Origin of the sequence: Salinisphaera sp. RV14 (assembly GCF_052044135.1) — a bacterium.
GTDB lineage: Bacteria > Pseudomonadota > Gammaproteobacteria > Nevskiales > Salinisphaeraceae > Salinisphaera.
In genome coordinates this window covers 1-23361 of sequence record NZ_JBQDYF010000031.1, presented here as the reverse complement: position 1 = coordinate 23361, position 23361 = coordinate 1, and the positions used below count along the sequence as shown (strand labels likewise).

The window sequence follows — 23361 nt, the reverse complement described above, 5'->3', positions numbered from 1 at the left end:
TGCTACCGGCCAAAGTAGTTGTCGTCAGACCGGCCAGAGTAATTGTCGTCGTATAGGCGCTCACACCTCACGACCCCAGCGCCCCCTTTCCCGCGCCTGCCGATGGCGAAGAAGCGACGCGACTCGAGCTTTTCGATATCGAGCGCGGTCGCATCAATATCGGCAAGCGGTGGACACCGCTCTCCAGTCAAGTCGCCGAGGAACTGCGCGAGACGATCCGGCAAAGCGACCTGTGGCCGAATTCGGATGGCCAACTCGATCTTGAACAGACTCGATTGTTTCTCGAACTATTGGAGCGTGCCTCGCAACGGGCCAAGCGGTTGCTCGACGAACCTTTTTAAGCAACAAAGAATCCGGAGCAGAGAGCGTCCAAGCGGCTTGGCACAGCGATTGAAGCACCTCTGGGAATACCTGAAGTGTCCGACGTCAACCATTCTGGCCGGTCTCGTGCCAGAACTATTGTCGCCGTAACAGGGTGGTGATCGGCGCACGCCAGTCGTAGACGCGGGTTTCGCTCGTCTCCGCGTCGCGGAAATGATGAATGCCGATATAGACTGCCTTGGCCTCGCCGTCGCCCGCGCGCGAAGTCGAAGCGCCCGAAATACGGCGCGTGCACCAGCTTCTGCCGCTGTTTCCTGTAGGCCAGCACGTTTTCGGCGGTGGCAGTGGACCGCTCCACCGATTCGCGCGATGCGACCTGCTCCATATGGCCCATCTCGGAGCGGTTTTCCCACAGGTAGGTCTTCTGACCTTTGACATCCCGAGCATAGCGCGCGAGCGGATCGTTGGCCTCGCGCAGCCCTTGCTGGAGCCGCCCCTGGATATCGCTCAGGTGGACGTCCTCCTCGGCGCGGGCCGGCTCCGTCGATCGGGGCTCTGGCATAACGATTCCGGTGGTCTGCCGAACTCTTGGATGAGCGCGTTAATCCACCGTCGCGGCGACGCCGGTCCGCGTTCTTGACCGGCACCGCGCGGCCCGTGTTCCTACCCTAAGTTTATCACCCCCGAATAAACCATCCCTACAAACAGCGGGTTACGGCTTAAATATTTTCTTCGGGCACTACATTCGTTTTATTTTGTGCTTTATTGAATCATCTTGCGGACGCCACCGGGTGCCATATGGGCTCCCAACGCGCGGTAAATGGCCCGTTGCTTGGGCTCGGCTTGGGTCGCCTTGCGTACATGCAAGGTCTTGCCGTCCTCACGCCGGAAAGTAACCGTGACACGGCGCTGTGGAGTCATGGTGTCGCGTAGGGTTTGCCAGCTGGCATGGATGTCCTGGGCACGCAGGCAGCGGCGAATGATCTGCACGAACTGATACGCCAATACCGTAATGAACAGGTGACCGGCACTGCGTTCGGGCTTGTGATGAAAGATGGGACGCAGGCCCAGTTCGGACTTCAGTGACCGAAACACGGCCTCCAGGTCAGTCAACATGACATAGGTATGCCAAAGCCGGTCGGCATCCCAGTTTGTTTCATTGGTGCGCAGGCTGTATACGCCTGGGTTGGCCAAACGCCCAGTCGTGATCGGGCGCTGTTGCCAAGTGATGGCCACCGCGTTGACGTGCGGGTCATCAGGCACCACGGTAATATCATAGTATTGACCGATGCCGTGGCTTTTTTCCTTGAGCCGACCGATGCGTTCCCAGAGCTTGTCGATCTTCTTGGTCGTACGCGGTTTGGCCAGGCCGTCATGCATTTTTTGTAATGCCGCTTCAAAGCGCGCGACGAAGCGCTGATTGATGCCGTCCTCCTTCTTCGCTCGCTGTTCGGAGTAGCAATACAAGAACGTTTCCGTGCCATCGTCAGAGGGGACAGCTTGTGCATACACCGCGTGATCCGAAGCCGTCTCGATCGCCGTGGCGGCGTCCCTGTCGATATCGGGCGGCCGTTCACGACTGACCACCAGATAGCGATAGCCGTTTTCGACCAGCCAATCGAGGTTGGCCTGGGTGGCAATGCCGCGGTCCATGACCACCAGGGCCTGTTGCGGTGCCTCCAGTTTCTCCAGCATATCCTTCAAAGTCGTGCTCTCGCCGACGTTGCCGGCCAATACCTGGCAGTGGCGTACAAAGCCGCTGCCGTCGAGCACCATGCCCAGCGTCAGCAGTGGGCAATCGGTCCGTTTTTCCTTGGAATGCCCCCGTTGCGCGTCTGGATTACCCGCCGCTGCGCCTTCGAAAAACGTGTGGGTCAAATCATAGAGGGTGATGACACACGCAAAGTCGAACAGATCGCGGATGCGCTCAAATAGCTGCGGCTCCAGTGTGTCGCGATGCCGATACAGTCGATCCGAGGCGCGGTACAAAGCCATGGCGCCCATGGCTTCGTAGTCGAAGTCGATCAGCTCGCCCAGCGCACTCTGGTCTTGCAACCAACGATGCGTCGCCTGCTCCGAGCCCGGCGCCGCCATGCGCCCGATAATCGAACCCACCACGGCCGCCTGCTGGGGACCGTTGAGCCCCATCTGCCTCAATAGCCCGGCAAAGTCCACCTGTGCCATCGCCCACAGCCCCAAGTGCTCCACGCCCACCGACCGCGGCCGGCGCAATTCGAGCGAGTTCACGTCGATGGTCTGCAGATCCGGCTTGGCTTGTGCTGTATCGGGCGCCAATGCCGGCTGTGCCAACAGCCACTGCGCCACGATGCGTTGCGCCTCGGCCTCGAGCGCCTCATCAAAGCACCCCAGCGCCAACGTCTGCTGTTGCGCCGCCAATAGCTGTTCGATACGCGTACACAACAGCGGCCATTGTTCGCGTTCCAAGGCAAAATGGGCGCCCAGGTTCAGCAGGGTCCGTTGCCGCACCTGGCCGCCGACGCGCTCGGACGCCACCAGCCGGTACGTGTAGTAACACGTACCGTCGGCCAGCTTGCGCGAAGTGGTGCGTCGAATGAACACGGTCGTGACAGTAGCACAACGTCAAGCCGATGTGGGTATTCTATCAAAATATTATGGCACTACTTTGCAGTTTTCGAATCCCACATATCTATAATCAATAGCTTACGTACTTCCGAATTGGGGAAATAGCCCTATTTCGAGGGTTTTCCGGGCTGGGCTGGTAAAGATGGGATAGCACCCATCAGCACGCGGCGGATCTCGCGCGGCGGCACGCCGGATAGAGCTCGCTTGACGTCAGCCGGTAGGGTTGCAGAAAACCGCTTTTCCCAACCGTTCTCACGCGCGAGCAGGTCGTCGTAGACCGACTGAGTAATGGCACTCGCGTGATCTGACATTGGCGTATCGATTGTCAATGTTTCGAACCGGGATCTGATAGGTTCCGGCAACATATGAGGGTTGTTCGACGTCGCCAACCAAAGGATACGCGAGGCATCGATTGGGACACCGATGTGTTCATCCTCGAATATTCCGGCCGTGTCCTCTTCGAGCAACTGATATAGCGGGCCATATCCGTCGAATCGGAGATCGCCACGTAGCTTGTCTACCTCATCGAGCAAGATGATCGGGTTACCAACGGAACTGTCCCGCAACGCCTCGACGATCTTCCCCGGCCGACTGCCCGCCCAACTCGGGCTGTTGCCACCAAGAACAAAGCTAGCGGTGACGGATGAGCAGTTCACCACGAACAGCGGCATGCCTAAAGCCTCAGCGAGTGCGCACGCGAAATGGGTTTTTCCGATCCCAGGTGGGCCATCAAGAAGCAGAGGCGACAATCGCAATACACTCGAGTCCGTCAACAGACCAAGGGCGATCTGGCGACGAATGCTGACAATCACCTTGGCGCAGTTCGGTTGTCGTCGCTGCAGCGCATCTAGTGTGTTCATCATGTCGGACGTGGCAATCGCTAAGCGTCGATGCTCTCCGCTTTTGAGTAATCGACTCAACGCGTCACGCCGCCCTGCGTTGGTTGATTCAGCCTCGTGGGCTTTTTCCAGCTGGACATGATCGAACAGCTTGATCGTTGGAATGTCGTCAAACGCCAAGTCCCACAGCTCGTTATACGTTTGATCGCAGTCGGTGCTCATGGCGACACCTCGACGCTTTTTGCAATGCCTGCTGCCGGCAGGATGCGTTTCACCAGAGCGCCCTGCTCGGTCCTCACGCAGTGGCGCCATGCCGGCGCGCCTCGAAACCGTTGTGCTCGAATCTCAGCGCCTGAGCTCAGTCGATCGATGTAACGGACCAGATCGGTGACCAATAGCGGGGACGAACTGTTGCTTCGATACGTAGGCGCCGGCGCCAGAATCTCTCGAAGCCCTGCCCCACCCTCAGGCCAGTCTCGATCGAGACGTCTCATGAAGGGCGCCAGCAATTCGAGGTTTAACGCCTCCTGGGTAACGCCGTAAATGGCATGCTGACCAACCTGCCCGGACTTCATGATGCGGATCTTGGCGAGGTCGTGAAGCAAGGCTCCCATGACCGCGAGGTCGTGCTCGTGGGTGGGCAAGACGTAGCGCGCCAGCGATTCCGCCATCTCGGCGCATTCGACGCTGTGGATGAGCAGTCCCCCGATGCCGGCGTGGTGATGTGACCGGCTCGCGGGCATACAGAGAAACGGTTCGGCGATGCGCCGAGACAGGAACAGCCGATGAGCGAGCGCACGGACATGGGGATCCGTCAGACGATCCAGTAGCGCGACAAGCCGATCAAAAGCGGCCACACCTTCCGCGGGCACCCACGTGCGGGACAGCAGATGCCAGCTGGGACGATCGGGCCTGGCGGCTTTTTCGATGTGGTGCGTATCGATCTGGACGACGTCGCTCGGCGTGGAGACAACGTGACCTTCGATTCGCACGAAGCGCGTTCGGATGTCGGTCAGACATAGAAAGCCCTCGTCACTGAGCGACACGTCGCAGAGTGCGAACCCGGTGGCGTCGGCGATGGTGACCCGCGCTCGGTCGCCTCGTTCCGGGTTCGGGGCGCGCTTGACCGATACCAGCCGGAACAGGCCGGACACCCTGGCCCCGGATTGGGTGGCGAGAGAAGCGATGGCGATCATGACTGGTCCTCCTCTTCCATCCCGCCATGGATCGCGTTCGTGACGAACCGGTCGAAGGCGCTGCCGTCCCGGCGGGTGAGGTTGGGGACATAGCGCGAATAGACGCGGAACAGCATCTCGGTGTTGGTATGCCCCATCTGACGCGCGATCCATTCGGGATTCTCGCCGGCGGCCAGCCAGAGTGTCGCGGCGGTATGCCGGCAGTGGTACGGGCGCCTTGGCGCGAGTTCCAGATACCGCAGCAGCGGATACCAGACCCGCTGGGTGACATTGGTGGTGTCGAGCGGCGTGCCGTCTCGGGTGACGAAGACATACTCGCCCTCGCCCGTGACCTCGAACTGAGCCCTGAGGGCGTCGTACACGACCGACGACATGGCGATCTCGCGCTGGGAGCCATCGGTCTTGGTGTAGTCGACGATGCCCTTGTCGATGGTTTCCCGGACGAGGATTTGACGCGCCTCCCAATCGATCCGCGACCATTTGAGGCCGTGCAGCTCGCCGGTTCGCATGCCGGTGAAGAATCGCAGGGTGTAGTACGGCTTGTAGTCACTCCGGACGGTATCCAGAATCAGCCGGGCCTCATCCATTGAGAACGGCTGGATATCCTTGCGCTGCAGCCGCAGGCGCTTGATGTTCTGAACCGGATTCGGGAATTCGAAGCGATCGGCCGCCTCGGTCATGATCATGTTCAGGATGCCCATCAAGTTATTGATGGTCTTGGGCGATAGCGTCGCATTGCCGGAACGGCCCGCGCACTGGGCAACTTCGGCTCGGAAGGCCAGCACGTCGGCTTTGGTGATCTCGCCGATTGGCCGGTCACCGAATGCGGGCAATAGATGACGATTTAGGACCGCTCGGTTGCCGAGTTGCGTGTGGCGGCGCCAGCGGATCTCGTTCTCACGCCACCAGGTGTCGGCGAAATCGCGAAACGCCGGAGTCGCAGCTGAATCAGCGCCGCTCGAGGCCGACACCTCATTACGGTCGAAACGGGCAGCGCGTCTGCTGCCAGGGAAATACTGTCGATATTCGAAGGTACCAAGAGTGATCTCCGCGTCCATCTTGTCGGCCACCGACTTCATTCGCTTTCGGTTCGCCTTCGTATCGTCGAGAGCGGTGTACTCGCGACACCGAACACCTCGATACTTAAAGTCGAAAAAGAGCTTGCCAGTATCTTCTCGGCATCGAATATTAACCATTGCAGACGCCCCCACCGGCCATCGGAATTCCGGTGCTCGCTGCCGCTCCCGGTTGGGTCGTCCGTGCCTTTGTATCGCGAGGCAACCCGGAGGTGCCGGGCGTCACTGAGTCGATCTCAAGCGCGGGCTGCTTCATGTCCCGCTCTATCGTCTCCCAGATGTATAAGATCTTCCGGCCGCCGAAAGGCCGGAAGTAGTGCCGGCCTTCCAGCAGAACTGAATCCTTCAGTCTGTCGCGAATCGTCCGAACGTCGTAATGAATCCGCTCGGCCAAGGCTTCCGTCGTCAAGTAGGTATAGTTCATACTAGGCTCCATCGGTTGTTTCTAGCCATCCAATGTCGTTTTAACGCGACATTGGATGGCTATATTACGCGTCTTATGTCGCTTGTCAACACTTTTTGTCGCGTTTACGCGACGTATGGAGCGTTAGCGTGATCCGCTTTAAGGTTAAAGAACTGCTCGCCGAAAAAGAGTTCCAAGAGTCCAGAGTCATCACACTCGCCGAGGTGGCTAAGGAGACTGGTATTCATAGAGCGACGTTGTCGAAAATCGCGAACGAGCGGGGTTACAACACGGGCACGGACAACGTCGATCGGTTGTGCGCCTATTTCGCGTGCGAAGTACAAGACCTGCTAAAGCGCGTGCCTGAATAAGCAGTCGGATTCCGATCATGAGGAGGCCCAGAGCCTTACGGTCATTTCGGTATCTATTCGAAATCAGTTACGTTTCAGCTTGGCCCTGGATTGGCCCGCACAGGGCCCGGGGTGCTAGCTGGCTCACCCAGGCGCCTCATACATCACACGAGTCGTTTTCACTCAACAGAGAGGCCAAAGACGCTAGCGCGTTGTTAACGCACAAAAAAAAGACCAGAAGCCAAACGACTTCTGGTCTTTTCAAGTGGTGCGCCCGGAGAGATTCGAACTCCCGACTGCGGTTCGTAGCCGCAATTAGTGGCACCATTTTGATAGCCATTAAAATTTCTTCATAGCTATAAATAGATCTTAAATCGTTGCTACTGTGAAAATTTAGGATATATTTTTTCGTAGCAGACGCCGCATTGGCGCCGATTAACATCGCAGAGAACTGCGGTTCCTGCTACGCAAAAGGCGCCACGATGGGCTCAGCCTCGGAACCCGAATACGACCGTATAGCCGCATTTGCTCGCGAGCGTAGTATGGACCTCGTCATCAACGAGCGCAGTGTTCGCGTCTCCAAATTGACGCATCCAGCACTCGCCGTTGTCGACGGACACATTCCGCAAGGTCGGCTCGTCGCCGGTGAAATTCGTCGCAGCGTCAGCTTGCTCGAGCACCACTATTCGCATAGGGAATCCGAACGTCTAGAACAACTCGCCCAAGTCGCCGAGGGTTGCCACTCCGAGTTTCACCGGGATCCGAGTCGGGCGCGGGGCAGCATGCATCCGCTGGCTGGCGTGCTCGCCTACTCCTATTACTATGGCGCTCTTGTGCCGCGCAGAGGAGAGCACGCGGCGCTCGGAATATTACGAGCCGCTCTTCTACGCGTCATAACGAAGGGCTTGGCCGACACGGCGACGCGCTCAGCCGCGCGACGAATTCGGGATGTTTTAACGACGGAACCGACTAGGCAATTCGACGACGCCGTATCACCTGCCTTGGCCGAGGCATGGAGCGACCAGCTCAGCGTCGCTCAATTCGCCCGGCTCATTACCCCCTACTTAGCTGAACACGGCGACGCCGCTGAGAAATTTGCCAACGCGGCGATGTTGCCTGCTGACGGCGCGCTTCGACGACCTGATGCCACTAAACCCGCCGAACCTCGGCCTTCCCCGCCACGAACACCTCGCAGACAGGCACCGCCCTCGAGCCTCAGTCCTGCAACGCCTATTCGCCCAAGTGGCCTATTTGGCGTTCGCCACTTCGTACCGCCATTAGCGTCGCTTGATGTCCCGCCGCCGGACGAAATCCCGCCCGAGGATATCGAGGGGTTTCAGCCAGCTTTCGCGCTCGATCTATTCCAGCAAGACGATGAGCCTCTGGAGGTAGCGTCGGGCGAGAAATTGGCAACCGCCGCCTTCGAGTTTGAGCAGGCCACACGCCATCACCTTGAAGGCGTCTTGCTACCCGACACGGATCGTACGCTGACCACGATCGAGACTCAGCGAGTCTGGAACGCATTAACTCCGGCGCTCGATCTCGATTTCGCCTCGCTCATGGATAAAGCGGCGGCGCTCTGTGCGGCACTGATGCTCGTCACCGGCCGACGACGGATTGAGTGCTTATACGCCATTGCGCATCTTGCTCAAGATAGCGCCGGGACCGTCGATGGAGCCCTGCGTCTGTCGACCCACTCCTGGGCGACTACCCTTCAGGCACTGCCAGAGCTCAACGACCTGCCTTCGGATTGGTTCCACAGAACGTCCCTCAAATTATCCTTTCCGTTGCCGCCGCCGCTATCGCGAGCGCTATCCGTATTGCATGCGACGCTCACAGCCGAAGCGCTGACTGACCTCGGCCGCAATACGGGCTGGGAGAGCGCATGGGCCGACCTCAGAAGCCAGCTGCGGGAGGTTTGCCCGCGGTTCACGGAGACTCGCGCCATTCACACCTTGGCGGTCCAAACGTTCGTCCGTACGGGTCATATTCGTGAAGCACAGTGGTTCTCGGGCTCAGCGCTTGAGCATTCGAGCGCGCCCAGCCATTACTACGCGAGGTCGGCGCATGAACTCGTTTCCACGTATTGCGACGCTCTCAGCGCAATGGGCATACCCGCTGAAAAGCCGAGCACATCAGATAACTCGCTCATCGGCGCGCCGCGTGCAGCCATTAGGTGGGAGACAGCCTGCACCGCAATCGAGTCTTTGTGCAGCCGAACCAAGGACGCCGTCCGATTGGGAAAGGCCCCCACCGACACGGTTCTCGAAGGCGTCCACGCGCTTGGTGCATACCTAGCAATCCTTTTCGGAGTCTGCACCGCTCACCGGTTCACAGCACCGATTGGGGCCGTCACTCGACGTGATGTCCTGACTCCCACAGGAAGCGGCGCGCAATGGAGCCTCGGCCTTGTCGGGGATAAAACCACGGATCCCGAGCTTGATGCCCGGGTCTGCGTCCTCCCGCCTCTCTTTACCGACACGCTACATGCCTATCTCCGACAACTTGAGCGCGCGGAACGGCTGCTCGCCAAGCGCGGCGTTAGCGACGACGTGCTTCTTGAACGAATACGCGCGGCGTTGGATGGCACCGGCCCATTGTGGTTCACAGGTGGCGAGCATGCGGTGGGCGCCAAAGATGCGGAATTGACCCGCCATGGGCTGAAAGCATTGTGGCCCGAATGGGTCATTCCCATGCCGCTGCTGCGACATCTGTTTGCCAGCAACGCCGGACGATTCGGTATCGCCGGGTCTGATATCGCCTTGCAGATGGGGCACAGCATCGGGGACTCACCATTCGATGCCTGCGATCCGGATTGCCCTGCGGAATTCGGCGAACGGATCGCCGCGAATCTCCAAAGCTACGTCGAAGCGCTTGGGTTTCGGACCGTCGGTGCGGCCCGGCGCTACGACCCACCGGCACCACTCGAACCGCGAAGCGCTCAAGATCTCGTTACGGATTACAAGACGCTCCGGACGCTACGTCGGGGCTGCCAAGAGACGAAGCTGGATGAGCCGACCGAGATCGAGAATCAGCGCGCCGCCGAAATAGTCGATGCATTTGACGGCCGCACGCCAACCAACGCCGACGACGAGTGGCTGATCGAGCCGGCCGCCATTCAGCAGCTCCTCAACCAGTCTCAGGCCGAGACGCTGGGTGTACAGCAAGCTTTGCGCAGCAAACTATCGGCGTTAGTTGCGCATCGGCGTCGCACCATGACCAATGGCCCGGCCCGGAGACGTCCGTTCGTACCGCCGTTGAGCACCCCGAACATCACATACAGCGCTTTCAATGTCGTTCATTTCGATGCATCGCGCTGGGCGCTCGCCGTCGAGGCTCAGGCCTTGGCTCTTCTCGATCGCGGCGTTGCCTCAGACGATGACCATGCCATCCTGGCGGCCACGACAATCCTTCTCGCCAGCTACGGCGCAGGCACCACGAGTGACCGCCTCCTCCATCTCCTCGATCCGGACCTGCCGCTGCATGCCTTCGAGCAATTTGAATCGGGCTTGATTGCTGAAGTGCCTCTCGATGCGTCAGGCAATCTGAACGGAGAGCGCGAATGCCAGCTCGTGAGCGGCGATGCAGTGGCCCTTCTCGGCAACCTGCGTCGCCGTCGCATCGCGCCGCCAACGCTTAAGCAGATCGACACGGCTTTGCGCAAACAAGCCGAGTTGCAAGGCCTATGGCCGGCAGAGGCACGGCTACCACTGGATGATCTACTGTTACTGATCGGCCTGGGGCGCCAATGCCACATACCGGGCACCCGGAGTGCCTGGGAACGCGGCATACTTAATAGCGTGGGCCCGGCCCTGACGCGCTTCGCGCCGCTCATATCCGCGGATATCTCAGCGACGGTGCCACAGCACCTTTCTGGCAAGCGCGCATCACCCGGCCAGCGGACATTAACGCGGAACGACGGGATGACGGCGTATCGGCAGCTACGCCGCCTCGCGTATGAAATCGCCGCCGGACGTGATACGGCCGCCAACCGACGACGCTTACGCGACCTGGAGGAACGGTTTGCCCTGGAGTTCGGCTCATCGAGCCTGATCGCCCTCCTCGCCGCGTTTGTGGTCTACCTTCGCCATGAACGCGGACTGGCCGACACCTCCACCTACGACTATCTGACCACCCTCGGCGCGCGCTTGATACGTGGCGTCGGCGCCGGCGACATACACGCCATTGATCCCTGGGACATTGAAGGAGCACTCCGGCAGATTGCGATCGAATCCAGATCCGGAGAGCGACGGGCCAAGGCGAGCACGGTCGCATCGGCAGCCTCTCACTTCTCCGATGTGCTCGATCGTGTCGGTGTCGAGATTGATCTGTCGCGAGCGTTCGATGGCCTGGCATTCGAGACACAACGCCACCCCGGATATTTCTCCAGTCAAACAGAGACGACCGCGATTCAGTCAGCGCTGGCGACGACGACCGATCACGCGCTTGCTTCGCTCTCGCTCGATAGCGGGGCCGACCACGCGACCATCGGGGAAGCCGGCGCGCTGATTCAGATGTACTCCGGTCTTCGATTGAGCGAGGTCGCCGGATTAATGTCTCGCGATCTAATGATCGACGACGAGCGACTTTCCATTCATGTCCACCCGATCAAGCGCCGACAGCTGAAAACAGTCGCGAGTCGGCGGATCGTTATCGCGCCGATGGAGACTCAGGCCGCCGCACGACTTCGCGGGCTCCTGGGCCGGCTGGGCATACGGGTCGCTGACACGGGCGACCTACTGTTGGCACCCGACGTTGGAACCGGAGTCGCGTCTATTGCCCGAATGATGGCGAGCGGGTTTCGTGTTTCCGCATCGTCCTGTATCGAAGGCCCCTACGCTCGCGGGCACATTGCACGACACAATATGGCGACGACTGCGGTACTGGTCACCCACCCGGCTCGAATGGCGCAACCGGTCGCCTCCCTGAAGCCCGTAACGCTCTATGAGCACACGCAGGCTCGGATTATCTCGCTCGGCCAACTTCCGCGGCGTCTGCAATTCCGCTACCTGTCACGACAACTGGGACACGGCAGCCCGATCACGACTCTGGTTTGGTATGCCCACGCACTCCCGTTGCTCCATGGGCAAGTTAGCCCGTGGCGCGGCCTCGCTCGCCAAGCGGAGGCACGATTGCTCGATCGCCGGGCTAGCGATATTGATCGATGGCGCGGACACCACGGCGGCACCCATGTCGAAAATATCCCATTTCTCATGCGGTTCCGACCTGACTGGATATCGAACCAAGTCCATCCGTATGTTGAGAAGACGACGGCTAACGCCCCGCGAACGCCCGCGACTACTACTACCTCGTCCGACACATCTCAGTTAACAGCGTCTCTCGCCGGGCGCATTGCATTGGCGGTGCGCATGGGCGTTGATGACTATGCCGCCGCCAACCAACTCTGGATGCGCGTCGAGCAGTACAAGGCAATCGTGGCTCTACTGAGTGAACGTGATCGCGGTTTCAGGCTCGGCTATCTGACGGGCCGCAGGATCCGTCCACGCGGTCATAAGAGAATTCCGCGATCTCATGATCTGGGCTTGATCCTCCGTAGCATCGATGAGTCTTTGGATGCACACGAGCTGACGGGCACCTGCCTACGACGTTGGCTATTGCGCAATCTGGCTGCAGAAGAGCCGGCACTCTCGTTCGATGTCGAGACGGCGGGTCTTGCGGCGGTGGTCGGGCGCCACAAACGCGCCGAGCGAGTTGGCGATCACGCGGCCTACACTCTGATTGAGGTACCGAAATCGGACCGTCAATTGATTTTGCTCGTGATCGCCACCATCAGCTGGCTGAAGCGAGCGTGACGGCCCGCGGTGTCAGCAACAACCGCCTTCGAAATATTGCGTGATGTCGCGCAGCGCGACTGGATCGCGCATTGCATGAAGCGGCCGGTCTCCCAGCCACTCGTACGGCCCGTGCAGTACTTCAGCCACCGAATCGAGACCAAACAGCGCTGCGATAGCATCCAGAGTACGCATCATTAGCACCGCCCTCTCGTACGGTGAACTGGCGAACTCCAGTACTCGCTCTCCTCGAACCAGTTCATCAACATAGCGGGGCGACACGCCCAGGATAGCGGCAACGTCGTCTGCCGGGATCGAGCACTCCGGCATGGCGCGAACGAGCACGACACTGGCCGCCGCCGCCATCTCGTGAGGACTGGACGCTTCCGCGCCAAAAGTCGTTAAACCGTCCGGTGGGTGGCCTTCTCCTGTGTCCATCGCGCACTCCTTCTATCGAGCAGAGGATCGAGCGGCCAATACGCCTTGCTTCTATCGACACGATACCGCAACCCGAGCGAACACCCCATAGAGACTCACTAAACCTCGCAGCGAAATCGGCGTCTCCGACCGAAGCTGGGGTGAAATAACACAACGGCTGTAGTACTTCCCGAATCCAGCCGCTGTTGCCGCGAGCGTGCGCGCTTTTTGCCGTAAAGATCAGCATCAAAAATTCGAGCGTAAAACCGAAGAACACGCAAACTGCTTCTTCGGCAACTATTTGTCAGCAGCATTGTTCAGCCTTGAGGGTTCAATCTCATACTCACAGCGGTCGCATCCATATAAAGATTATCGCTTAGGCATGTCTCTCGGCGGCCCCCAATCTCGCACCCATTCTATCTGCGACACGCATACCAAGATTAGATAGGAATAATCGCTTATCATTTCGTGAGTTTTTACATCATTTTGATGTATTTACTCCATTCTTTACTTAACTGTTTATATATACTAATTTATCGGTCACGCCTCGTTCACCACGTCTCAACCGGACACGGCACGGCTACGAATGGGATTCTTGATTAGTTCGCAAACGCAGCCCGCCGCAAGTCGGATTCGGCGCAAGGCCTTGTCAACGCAGCGGCGCGCACCAATCGCGGCAAAATCGAGCGCAGGTTATAGCGGCGATTGAAGCGATACTGAAATTCCGCCAGGTAGCGCGGTGCGTATTTGGCGAAGTTGAATGCATGATAGGTGCCGGCAATGGCGGTCTTGAGATTACCCAGCACAATATTCACACAACGGAATGCGGCGTGTTCCGCCGCGGCTCGTCCCGAGCCGGTGACGACGGGATGATGTTCGGCCACTTCCGCGGCCAGGGCACCGAAGGCCGGCAGACCGTCCGACCAGGCCTGCGTATCGGCATGCAGCGCCGTATTCGCCCACGCACTGATCGCGTCTTTGGTGAACGGCAAGCAGTGAATCGCGACCTGGTGCGGCTGGTTGTCGCCCACGGTGGACACGCCGATGACGAACGGCACCTTGTTGGGCGAGCCGCGCCCGCGTTTGCCCGACCGTTCGCCGCCCAGATAGGCATCGTCGATCTCGACTCGCCCGGACAACTGACGGCGCGATTCACGCGCGGCCATGGTCTGCAAGATCTTGTGCTTGATCCGCCATGCCGCGCTATAGCCCACGCCCAGATGGCGCATCAGTTCAAGCGCCGAGACGTTGTTCTTGGCCTGGGTCAGCAAATGCATGGCCAGAAACCAGGTCGTCAGCGGCAACTTCGTCGACGCGAAGATCGTTCCGGCGGTGGCCGTGGTCTGATGTCGGCAGCGACGGCATTGCCAATGGGTGCGGCCGGCGCGCTCGAACGTCGTGTGCAGATGACAACGACAGGCGGGACATACGAATCCTTGCGGCCAGCGCGATTCGATCAACGCGGCTTCGCACTGGGCCTCGGTGCCATAGCGTTGGATGAACTCGGCCATCGACAGGCCGGGTTGAAATTGCACGCGATTCATTGCCATAACGATCCTCCGTATCGGTGTTATGGCTTTATTATCCCGAGCCGGTGGGTCAGATCGTGACCCCGCTGAGTTTGCGAACTAATCAAGATGGGATTTGATATGGCCGGATCGATCATTGCCGAGTATGCGTTTGCCCCAACGCATTACACCATGTTCAAACAACGCCTCGCCGAGCTGCAGCGATTTATCTGTCCACGAGCGGCATCGGCCGGACTGAAGCTCGAATCGATCGAATCTATTTTCGACGAAAACGATCCGGAGATTGCCGTTGGATTCAGGATCAGCGCGTCAAAAGTAGATGGATCCAAAAAAAATAGAAGTCAAGGATTGCTTCCGCCGGCTGAGGAGCTCGCGGCAGTGATCGATTGCGCCGCGCAGGATTCGGTAAACAACGAGAAAACACCCGAAGCGCGAGAACAAAAAATTCGCGAACTGACGTCCTACGCCGACAACACCCTCATCGATGGGCGACCACACTCACCTCGACCGTTGGTCGCAAACGATCCTACCGCGCCTATTCGACCACCGGTCGCGCCGGCCGAGACGGATGTGATTACGGTGTTCGATATCGAACGGGGGCGGCTGCGGGTGGCTACGCAATGGGTCACACTGGATAGCCAGGTGGCTGAGGAATTCCGCGAGGCGTTCCGCCAAAATCCCGTGCCGACAGACGTCGTTAATCTCAAACTCGATCAGACACGCAAATTTCTCGAATTGGTCGCAAACACCGCGTCACGGGCATTGCATTCACTGAATAACCCGCTCCACGACAATACGAACGCAGCGGATATAACTCAGTGAAACTGCGCATCCTCAGCGATCTGCATCTCGAATTTTATCGCCGACCCGAAAAGTCACGAATACGCGATGATGTCGATTGTGACGTCGTGATCATGGCCGGCGACATTCACACCAGCACCACGGGGATCGCATGGGCCGCCCGAGAGTTTACGAAACCCGTCGTCTACGTGCTGGGAAACCACGAGTTTTATGGCCAGCACGTGCCCGCGTTCATAGACAACGCTCGGCAATTTGCCAATGAGCGCGGCGTTCATCTGCTGGAAAACGACGAGGTGCAAATCGGGGGCCAGCGGTTCATAGGCTCCACACTGTGGACGGATTTTGGCTCTGGCCCCCTGAATTGGATCGATGCCGCTCGAGCTGCACACCCTGTTGTGTCGGATTTTTCGGAAATCAGACACTACTATGGCCAACTCATCTCGCCCAGCCTCATGGCGGAATGGCACGCTAACAGCGTGAAATGGCTCGAACAGAGGCTGTGCGTCGACGACCCTGCCGTGGTCGTTACCCATTTTGCCCCGACGTGGGCCGTTGTCGATCCTCGGTTCGGCTCCGGTGATGCGTTGACGCCCTATTTTCACTCGAATCTCGAACATCTGATGGGTGAGGCTGCGCCTCTCTGGATATACGGCCACAATCATTATTCTGCTGACGTCACCGTCGATACCGACCGAGGAAACACGCGGGTTATCAGCAATCAGCGGGGTTATCGAGACGAAAACGCGGGCTTCGATGCATCGCTAGTCATTGATTTGTGAGAAATCCGATTTTTCAAGCTTCAGCATTTGTGACGTGCTCAGCTAGCTTAGGCAGTGACAGGAATCGACGTTTCAACCGTCTCTCGGCCTAGCAAACTGCGACGGAGGGGATTACGTATTCGGTGGCAACTGTTCTTGGCCTCTTCGCGAGGTTCGCAGAATATTTACAAAACGCTTGTCGATTCATAGTTAGGACGGAGGCAGTCATGACATTACCGTACGAAAGAACACGCGCAGTTATCGAGACCGAAAAGTTTTTGAGGAGCATTGAAGTTGACAAAACGCTTCCTGAATATGTCCGGAATAGAGCATGCGCTCTATTACGCCACTATCCCAGCAAGCATGACATGTGCTTGGCGGGAAAAGCTCTAGAGCAGAAGATTCCTTGGCTTCAGGTATTCAGTTCGCGGCCTTACTTCGCTTATGAGGAGCACTCAAATCAGGAATCCGATGACTAAAGTCGGCGTGGTCTTGACACATCTCCTCAGTGTAGCGGGGTAGACAGGCGAGCATTGCTCACGATTTGAGTAGTGCGCCGATCTCGAACCCAATCACAGGCCAGAAGTGTCTAATGGACCCGGACAAGTTCACTAGATGACGTAGAAACAGTGCAACCATCTCCAGCGCTACCATTAAGCTCGAATTGACGGCAGATTCTCTAACTCCTATCCGGTTCAACTTGCTCTCGGGCCGCGCGCCAAGCGGCGCACTAGCGGCCCCATGGTTAACGCCTGCACAAGAATACTGAAAATCACTACTTCATAGGTGGCTGCCACGATCGTTTCGCGCCCCGACAAATCCGGCAGCGACAGCGCCAGGGCAACCGAAATACCGCCACGCAGGCCTCCCCAAGTCATGATTTTGATACTGTGCGGGGTAAATACATGGAATACGCGCATGACCGTAATCGGTACGCCGACGCTGATCCAACGCGCCAGCAGCACGATCGGAATCGCGAGCAGGCCCGGCAGCAACGAGCCAAACGATAACGATAGCGCAATCACCTCTAGGCCGATCAAACCGAATAACAACAGATTGAGCAGTTCGTCGAGCAGCTCCCAGAAGGCAAACAGGTGATGTCGGGTGAGATCGGACATGGCAGATGTCTTGCCCTGATTGCCCACCATCAGGCCCATGACCACCACCGCGATCGGCGCCGACGCAAGCAACATATCGGCCAGTGCATAGCCCGCGATCGCCATCGAAAACGTGATCAGGATTTCGACCGGATAACTATCGATCCCCTTCATCACATAGTTGCCGAGCGCGCCCAGGGCCAGCCCCATGAGAACGCCACCCAGCACGGCCTCGACAAGCAACAGCGTCACGGCGGAGGGCGCGACCGGTTCGGGGCTGGTGGCCAGATTGAGCAGCGTCAGAAACAGCACCACGGCGGTGCCGTCGTTGAACAGGCTCTCACCAGCAATGCGCGCTTCCAGCCGCTTGGCCACCCCCACCCGCCGCAGGATGCCCAATACCGCGATCGGATCGGTCGGCGAAATCAGGGCGCCGAACAACAGACAACTGATCAGAGGCAGACCGAAACCCAGCAGGTGGGCCCCGACATAGAAACCGCCCCCGACCAGGCTGGTGGACAGCGTCACACCTGCGGTCGCGAGAAACAGAATGATCCATTTCTCCTGACGAATACCGCTGATATCAACGTGCAGGCTGCCAGCGAACAGCAGCATGCCGAGCATGCCCTCGAACACCAACTTGGAGAAATCGATCTCGGCGACCGCCTGCTGTGCCCAGCGGGCCACCGCCGGGTTGTGGCTACCGATGATCGCCACCGCGACCGAGACGACAAGCCCGATCGCGGTAATGCCGATGACGTCCGGCAGGCCAATGAACCGACTATTGAGATAACCGAACAGCGCAACGAGGGTGATAATCAGGCCGATAGCGTGGAACAGCGTCAATGTTGCTTTTCTCCCTGCCGTGCCGCTTGTGTCGCGCCGGCTGGTGTCGGGTTCGAAGGTCTCGGCGGATGTCATGGGCGGGCTGGTCAACGGCTGTGGACAAGACCCCCCCCGCGCGCTTAGGGGCAGCCAATCGGCCGACTCCGCTATGTCGCCAGGTGCTCGCGGATTGTCTGCAGCTCGGCGCGGCGCTCATCACTGACCTCGGGAAAAGCCAGGTCGAGGCTCTTCAACGTATCGACCACGATCCGGGAAATAATCAACCGTGCGTTGTGCTTGTCGTCGGCCGGCACCACATACCAGGGCGCATGGTCGGTACTGGTGGCCGACAGGCACTGGCCATAGGCCTGCATGTACTGCGGCCAGAACTTGCGTTCCTCGATATCCGCCGTGCTGAATTTCCAGTTCTTTTCCGGGTCATCGATCCGGGCGAGAAAACGTTTCCGCTGTTCTTCCGGGGACAGATGCAGGAAGAACTTGATGATGCGGGTACCGTTGGCATGCAGATGCCGCTCCAGATTGCGGATCGAGCGGTATCGGTGTTCCCAGAGAGTTGTCTCGTGGCGCGGAGTCTCCGGCAGGCCTTCACCTTGAAGGATCTCCGGATGGACGCGCACGATGAGCACCTCTTCGTAGTAGGAGCGGTTGAAGATGCCAATCCGGCCGCGCTCGGGCAGATCGCGGGTACAACGCCAGAGGAAATCGTGCTGCAGTTCCGCGGCACTCGGATGTTGGTAGCTAAAGACCTGACAGCCCTGCGGATTGACCCCGGACATCACATGTCGGATCGCCCCGTCCTTGCCGGCTGCATCCATGGCCTGAAATATCAGCAGCACGGCGTGCCGATCCGACGCATATAACAGCTGCTGCTGGGCGCTGAGGTCGGCTACGTTCTGCTTTAGCCGCTTGCGGTATTTCTTCTTGGAACCATAGACGGGCTCGATCTGTGTCGGCCACTGGTCAAGATCGACTACTGCCCTCTCGGGAACGCGAAAATCACCCGGATCAATATTCATGTCGCCGCCTCGGACGTCCGTGTTGCCATCGTTTGAACAGTGAGAGCTTATTCCGCATCGGCATGGGTTCTCATCGGACGAACTTGCGTTGTTCTGAAGATCGACCCGGCCTAATCACCACCGCGCTCACTCGGTCGCAGCCAGACTCAGGCGTTGGCGCCCCAGCCGATCATCGGATACCACGAGCCCGCTCGCCAGTCGTTTCAGATCACTCGCTTCCAGCGTCTCATGCTCGAGCAGCTCGGCGGCACAGCGCTTGAGCACGGCGGTGTTTCGTTTCAGAGCCGCATACACGCGCTCGAAGACATCGTGAATGATCTCGCGCACGGCGGCGTCAATTGCCTCGGCGCTCTGCTCGCTAATGGGCCGCTGGGCGGTCGACGCATAGCCGCCCAGAAAGGTCGGCTGATCCGTATCGTAGGTCACAGAGCCCAGATTCGCGTCCATGCCGTAGCGCGCCACCATGCTGCGGGCGATACTCGTCGCTTTGGATAGATCGTCCGACGCCCCGGTGGACAGATGGTTGTAGATCAGTTTTTCGGCGGCGCGCCCACCCAACAGAACGGCGATCTTGTCTTCCAGCTCTTCCCGCGTCATCAGGAAACGATCCTCGGTCGGTCGCTGTAACGTGTAACCGAGCGCACCGATGCCGCGCGGAATGATGGACACCTTGTGCACCGGATCGACGCCCGGCAGCAACAGCGTCATCAGCGCGTGCCCGATCTCATGGTGGGCAACGATCTCACGTTCACGGGGATTGAGAAGCCGGTTCTTCTTTTCCAGGCCGGCGACGATGCGCTCGATGGCGTTGTTGAAATCGTCCATGGTCACGGCATCGGCGCGCCGGCGGGTGGCTAACAATGCGGCTTCGTTGATCAGATTGGCCAGATCGGCGCCGGTAAAACCCGTGGTGAGCGCTGCGACGTCCTCGATGTTCACATCGACGGCCAGCCGGATCTTCTTGGCGTGCACATCCAGGATCTGCACCCGGCCACGCTTGTCCGGTCGATCCACCAGCACCTGGCGATCGAAGCGACCGGCCCGTAGCAGGGCCGGGTCGAGCACCTCCGGGCGATTGGTGGCCGCGATCAGCACCAGGCCCTTGCTGGGATCGAAGCCGTCGAGCTCGACCAGCAGCTGGTTGAGGGTCTGTTCGCGTTCGTCATGGCCGCCGGCCTGGGGGAAGGCACCGCGGGCGCGGCCCAGCGCATCCAGTTCGTCGATGAAGATGATGGCCGGCGCCTTGGCCCGCGCCTGCACAAACAGATCGCGTACCCGCGCCGCCCCCACACCGACGAACATCTCCACGAACTCCGAACCACTGATGGAAAAGAAAGGCACTTCGGCCTCGCCCGCGACCGCCCTCGCGAGCAGGGTCTTCCCGGTGCCGGGTGGGCCGACCAGCAACACGCCCTTGGGCATATGCGCGCCAAGCGTGCTGTAGCGCTTGGGATCCTTGAGAAACTCAATGAGCTCCTTGAGTTCGTCCTTGGCTTCATCAACGCCGGCCACATCGTCGAAACCCACCTTGGTGTCGGTTTCTACATATATCTTGGCCTTGCTCTTGCCGACCTGCATCAGGCCGCCCGCGCCCTGCCCGGCCCCCATGCGGCGCATGAGAAAAAACCACACGCCCACGAACAAGGCCATCGGAAGCACCCAGGACAATATGGTGCTGATCAGCGTGTGATCGGGCGCCCCGCTGTATTGGACGCCGGCCTTGTCCAGTTCGGCGCGCAGGTCCGCCGGTATCGGTACGGTCGAAAAGCGGGTCTTGCCGTCCTGGGCTTGGGTGAATTCGCCGGTTATGGAATCGGCCCCGACGATAACGCTCTTGATATGACCCTGCGCGAGTTCATGCTGAAACGCGCTGTAGGCCAGAACCTGGGACTGCTGCCCCGTGACCTGCAAGCTTTGCAGCAGCACAATCACAATGATTGGAATCAGCGCAAACAACCAGTAGATCTGCGTTGATTTGTTCATGAGCGGAACTCCGTCACTCGTTATGGGGCCGTAGGCCTGACCAGCCAGTCACCCGATCCACGGATGACGGAGTGCTGGCCATCCTGCTGCGTATCGCGTTTCCGTTGGCTCATCAGAAGTGACTCGACAGAATGCCTTCGCTCGTATTCGCCGGCTCGGTTGACTGTGGGCGCGAGCCGTAACGAGCACCCAACGCATGGTTGCGCTTCGATCCCTGAATTTTCGGCCTGCCAACGGTTTGCCCCACGCGCCACTACCAACCACAGCTCTGCTGTATGGCAACGCTACGGGCCACAAGCCAAGGCGTCTGTTCGCTATCGCGCGTAACGCCGCAATACACGCCGTTGCAGCGGTCGCGGACGCGCAAAAGCGCTCATTGACACGGCGCATATGCGCGTGTTCCGATCAGAAAATAGGCGGATAATCGTGCGAAATCGGTTGTCCACCACCGAGGCGGAACCCCTTATGGCCATGCCAGAAGCACCAAGTCCGCGACAGAATCATCTGCTGGCGGCCCTGCCGACCGATCTCCAATTGCGGATATTTCCGCACCTGGAACTGGTGGCCCTGCCTCTGGGGCTGGTCCTCTACGAGCCGGGCGATGCGCTGCGCCATGTCTATTTCCCGACCGACAGCATCGTGTCGCTGCTGTATGTCATGGAGAACGGCGCCTCTGCCGAAATCTCAGTCGTGGGTAACGAAGGCCTGGTGGGCATTGCGCTGTTCATGGGCGGCGAGAGCACACCGAGCCGGGCCATTCTGCAGAGTGGCGGTTCCGCGTACCGGTTGGCCGGGCAGCGCATCAAGGACGAATTCAACCGCCACGGCGATCTGCACCATCTGATGCTGCGCTACACCCAGGCCCTGATCACACAGATGGCTCAGACTGCGGTATGCAACCGCCATCATTCGATCGATCAGCAGCTGTGTCGCTGGCTGTTGCTGTCGCTGGACCGGCTGCCGAGCAATAAGCTGACGATGACCCAGGAACTGATCGCCAACATGCTCGGAGTACGCCGCGAAGGTGTCACCGAGGCGGCCGGCAAGCTGCAGGCACTGGGCGTCATCGAGTACAAGCGCGGCCGGATAACCGTGCTGGACCGGCCCAGACTCGAACAGCTGAGCTGCGAGTGCTACGCCGTGGTGAAGAAGGAAACCGATCGCCTGCTGCCTTACGTGCTACCGACGGGCCAACGCTAGAGCCCGCCTTCATGCGATTGAGCATCGCGTCTCGCATGCGTGCGACACCGCACGGACGAAGCCGCGTCGCGCTCGCATCATGATCGAGTACTGGATTCGCTTTCCAACCCCTTGAGCATCGATTGCCTCGCCCCCTCCCTGAGGCCTCTGCTCCCCGCGGATTCAGTCCTTACCCGTTGGCGCCCCCTCGCCAGCGGGTTCTTTTTATGATGAAAGAGCTGAACCGCCGACCCGGCTCGCCAAGGCTCAGCGCTCAAACGCTTTCAGAAGCTGTCCCGGATCGTTTCGGCTACAGCAAATTCACCTGTCCATCTGACGGCATCGCCAACGAGCGTATGGAGATTCCTGGCTCCGGCCGCCGCGACGGCGCGTCTGTGCGCTGATGAACATACGCGGGCGCCGGGATGCGTCAATCTGGAGTTTATCCGCCGTCACGCTGCCCGCAAGACTCGGCGAATTATTCGCGATCCCTTTCGCATATCGCGGCGTTGGATTTACGGGCCCACCGGAGAAACGGTCATGTTACACAGCCTAAAAGACCTGCAGCACTACGCCCTCTGGGCAACCGACGGCGCCGTTGGCCACGTGGCCGATCTGTATTTCGACGACCAGGCCTGGATCGTGCGCTATTTCGTGGTGGCGACGGGCGGCTGGCTGTCCGGTCGCGAGGTCCTCATCTCGCCGCAAGCACTCAGCCGAGCGCCGGCCCGCGATCAGACACTCCCGGTCACAATCACCCGCGCTCAGGTCAAGGAGAGCCCGGATATCGACACCCGCAAGCCGGTGTCGCGCCAACACGAATCCCTGCTGCTGACGTATTACAACTTCCCGTTTTACTGGGGCGACGCCGGGCTCTGGGGCGGCGCACCGTATGCAGGCATAACGCTCGCGGGCGCCGGCGTAGAAGATGATGAAGCCTTGGCCGACACAGATGATGAAGACCACCATCTGCGCAGCGCGAAAGCGATCATCGATTATCACGTCCAAGCCAGCGACGGTGCTGTCGGCCATGTTTGCGGACTGCTGGTCGATGAGCACAGCTGGGCGGTTCGCTACGTCATTGTCGACATCGGCAGCTTATACGACGACAATTACTCTGGCCGGTCTGACGACAACTACTTTGGCCGGTAGCA

Annotated in this window: 18 protein-coding genes; 8 read left to right on the top strand and 10 right to left on the bottom strand. The window is 59.4% G+C overall.

Annotated elements, in window-relative coordinates; all coding sequences use genetic code 11:
• Positions 1-1083: 1083 nt before the first annotated feature.
• From ACS8Y6_RS17820 to ACS8Y6_RS17800, 5 genes are all read right to left on the bottom strand, one after another.
• Positions 1084-2901, bottom strand: coding sequence for an IS1634 family transposase (locus tag ACS8Y6_RS17820; protein WP_440856195.1), 1818 nt, complete (start codon positions 2899-2901; stop codon positions 1084-1086).
• Positions 2902-3032: 131 nt separating this feature from the next.
• Positions 3033-3986: an AAA family ATPase gene (locus ACS8Y6_RS17815; RefSeq protein WP_440856194.1), complete on the bottom strand. Its 954-nt coding sequence runs from the start codon at positions 3984-3986 to the stop codon at positions 3033-3035.
• On the bottom strand, positions 3983-4960 hold the full coding sequence (locus tag ACS8Y6_RS17810; protein ID WP_440856193.1) for an HD domain-containing protein: 978 nt from the start codon (positions 4958-4960) through the stop codon (positions 3983-3985). The genes ACS8Y6_RS17815 and ACS8Y6_RS17810 overlap by 4 nt, the downstream gene beginning before the upstream one ends.
• On the bottom strand, positions 4957-6156 hold the full coding sequence (locus ACS8Y6_RS17805; protein WP_440856196.1) for an Arm DNA-binding domain-containing protein: 1200 nt from the start codon (positions 6154-6156) through the stop codon (positions 4957-4959). Before ACS8Y6_RS17805 ends, ACS8Y6_RS17810 begins: the two co-directional genes overlap by 4 nt.
• Positions 6149-6460: a hypothetical protein gene (locus tag ACS8Y6_RS17800; RefSeq protein WP_440856192.1), complete on the bottom strand. Its 312-nt coding sequence runs from the start codon at positions 6458-6460 to the stop codon at positions 6149-6151. Before ACS8Y6_RS17800 ends, ACS8Y6_RS17805 begins: the two co-directional genes overlap by 8 nt.
• Before the next feature lie 128 nt (positions 6461-6588).
• Here ACS8Y6_RS17800 and ACS8Y6_RS17795 point away from each other — a divergent pair, with 128 nt between their 5' ends.
• Together ACS8Y6_RS17795 and ACS8Y6_RS17790 are read left to right on the top strand one after the other, a co-directional pair.
• Complete coding sequence (locus tag ACS8Y6_RS17795) at positions 6589-6810, top strand: helix-turn-helix domain-containing protein (protein ID WP_440856191.1); 222 nt, start codon at positions 6589-6591, stop codon at positions 6808-6810.
• Positions 6811-7331: 521 nt separating this feature from the next.
• A complete protein-coding gene (locus ACS8Y6_RS17790) occupies positions 7332-12602 on the top strand; it encodes a hypothetical protein (protein ID WP_440851735.1) in 5271 nt (1756 codons plus the stop codon).
• A gap of 12 nt (positions 12603-12614) precedes the next feature.
• Here the strand turns inward: ACS8Y6_RS17790 and ACS8Y6_RS17785 are convergent, their stop codons facing one another.
• Complete coding sequence (locus tag ACS8Y6_RS17785; protein ID WP_440856190.1) at positions 12615-13019, bottom strand: hypothetical protein; 405 nt, start codon at positions 13017-13019, stop codon at positions 12615-12617.
• A gap of 578 nt (positions 13020-13597) precedes the next feature.
• A complete protein-coding gene (locus tag ACS8Y6_RS17780; RefSeq protein ID WP_440851751.1) occupies positions 13598-14548 on the bottom strand; it encodes an IS1595 family transposase in 951 nt (316 codons plus the stop codon).
• 99 nt (positions 14549-14647) lie between these two features.
• On the opposite strand from ACS8Y6_RS17780, the gene ACS8Y6_RS17775 reads away from it, so the two are divergent.
• The 3 genes from ACS8Y6_RS17775 (at position 14648) to ACS8Y6_RS17765 (ending at position 16565) form a co-directional block, all read left to right on the top strand.
• Positions 14648-15349, top strand: a complete 702-nt coding sequence (locus ACS8Y6_RS17775; RefSeq protein WP_440856189.1) for a hypothetical protein — start codon at positions 14648-14650, stop codon at positions 15347-15349.
• Positions 15346-16107: a metallophosphoesterase gene (locus ACS8Y6_RS17770; RefSeq protein ID WP_440851762.1), complete on the top strand. Its 762-nt coding sequence runs from the start codon at positions 15346-15348 to the stop codon at positions 16105-16107. The genes ACS8Y6_RS17775 and ACS8Y6_RS17770 overlap by 4 nt, the downstream gene beginning before the upstream one ends.
• Positions 16108-16313: 206 nt before the next feature.
• On the top strand, positions 16314-16565 hold the full coding sequence (locus tag ACS8Y6_RS17765) for a BPSL0761 family protein (protein ID WP_440850661.1): 252 nt from the start codon (positions 16314-16316) through the stop codon (positions 16563-16565).
• A 216-nt stretch (positions 16566-16781) separates the two neighbouring features.
• On the opposite strand, the gene ACS8Y6_RS17760 is transcribed toward ACS8Y6_RS17765, so the two are convergent.
• From ACS8Y6_RS17760 to ftsH, 3 genes are all read right to left on the bottom strand, one after another.
• Complete coding sequence (locus ACS8Y6_RS17760) at positions 16782-18104, bottom strand: cation:proton antiporter (RefSeq protein ID WP_440850660.1); 1323 nt, start codon at positions 18102-18104, stop codon at positions 16782-16784.
• 71 nt (positions 18105-18175) lie between these two features.
• On the bottom strand, positions 18176-19045 hold the full coding sequence (locus tag ACS8Y6_RS17755) for an ADP-polyphosphate phosphotransferase (RefSeq protein WP_440850659.1): 870 nt from the start codon (positions 19043-19045) through the stop codon (positions 18176-18178).
• Between the two features lie 126 nt (positions 19046-19171).
• The gene (ftsH, locus tag ACS8Y6_RS17750) at positions 19172-21028 is read right to left on the bottom strand and encodes an ATP-dependent zinc metalloprotease FtsH (protein WP_440850658.1); all 1857 of its coding nucleotides are present in this window, start codon (positions 21026-21028) and stop codon (positions 19172-19174) included.
• A 471-nt stretch (positions 21029-21499) separates the two neighbouring features.
• On the opposite strand from ftsH, the gene ACS8Y6_RS17745 reads away from it, so the two are divergent.
• The 3 genes from ACS8Y6_RS17745 to ACS8Y6_RS17735 all read left to right on the top strand — a co-directional run bounded on the left by ACS8Y6_RS17745 (position 21500) and on the right by ACS8Y6_RS17735 (position 23359).
• Positions 21500-22228: a Crp/Fnr family transcriptional regulator gene (locus ACS8Y6_RS17745; protein ID WP_440850666.1), complete on the top strand. Its 729-nt coding sequence runs from the start codon at positions 21500-21502 to the stop codon at positions 22226-22228.
• 206 nt (positions 22229-22434) lie between these two features.
• Positions 22435-22611: a hypothetical protein gene (locus tag ACS8Y6_RS17740; RefSeq protein WP_440856188.1), complete on the top strand. Its 177-nt coding sequence runs from the start codon at positions 22435-22437 to the stop codon at positions 22609-22611.
• A 202-nt stretch (positions 22612-22813) separates the two neighbouring features.
• On the top strand, positions 22814-23359 hold the full coding sequence (locus ACS8Y6_RS17735; protein WP_440856187.1) for a hypothetical protein: 546 nt from the start codon (positions 22814-22816) through the stop codon (positions 23357-23359).
• Positions 23360-23361 lie beyond the last annotated feature (2 nt).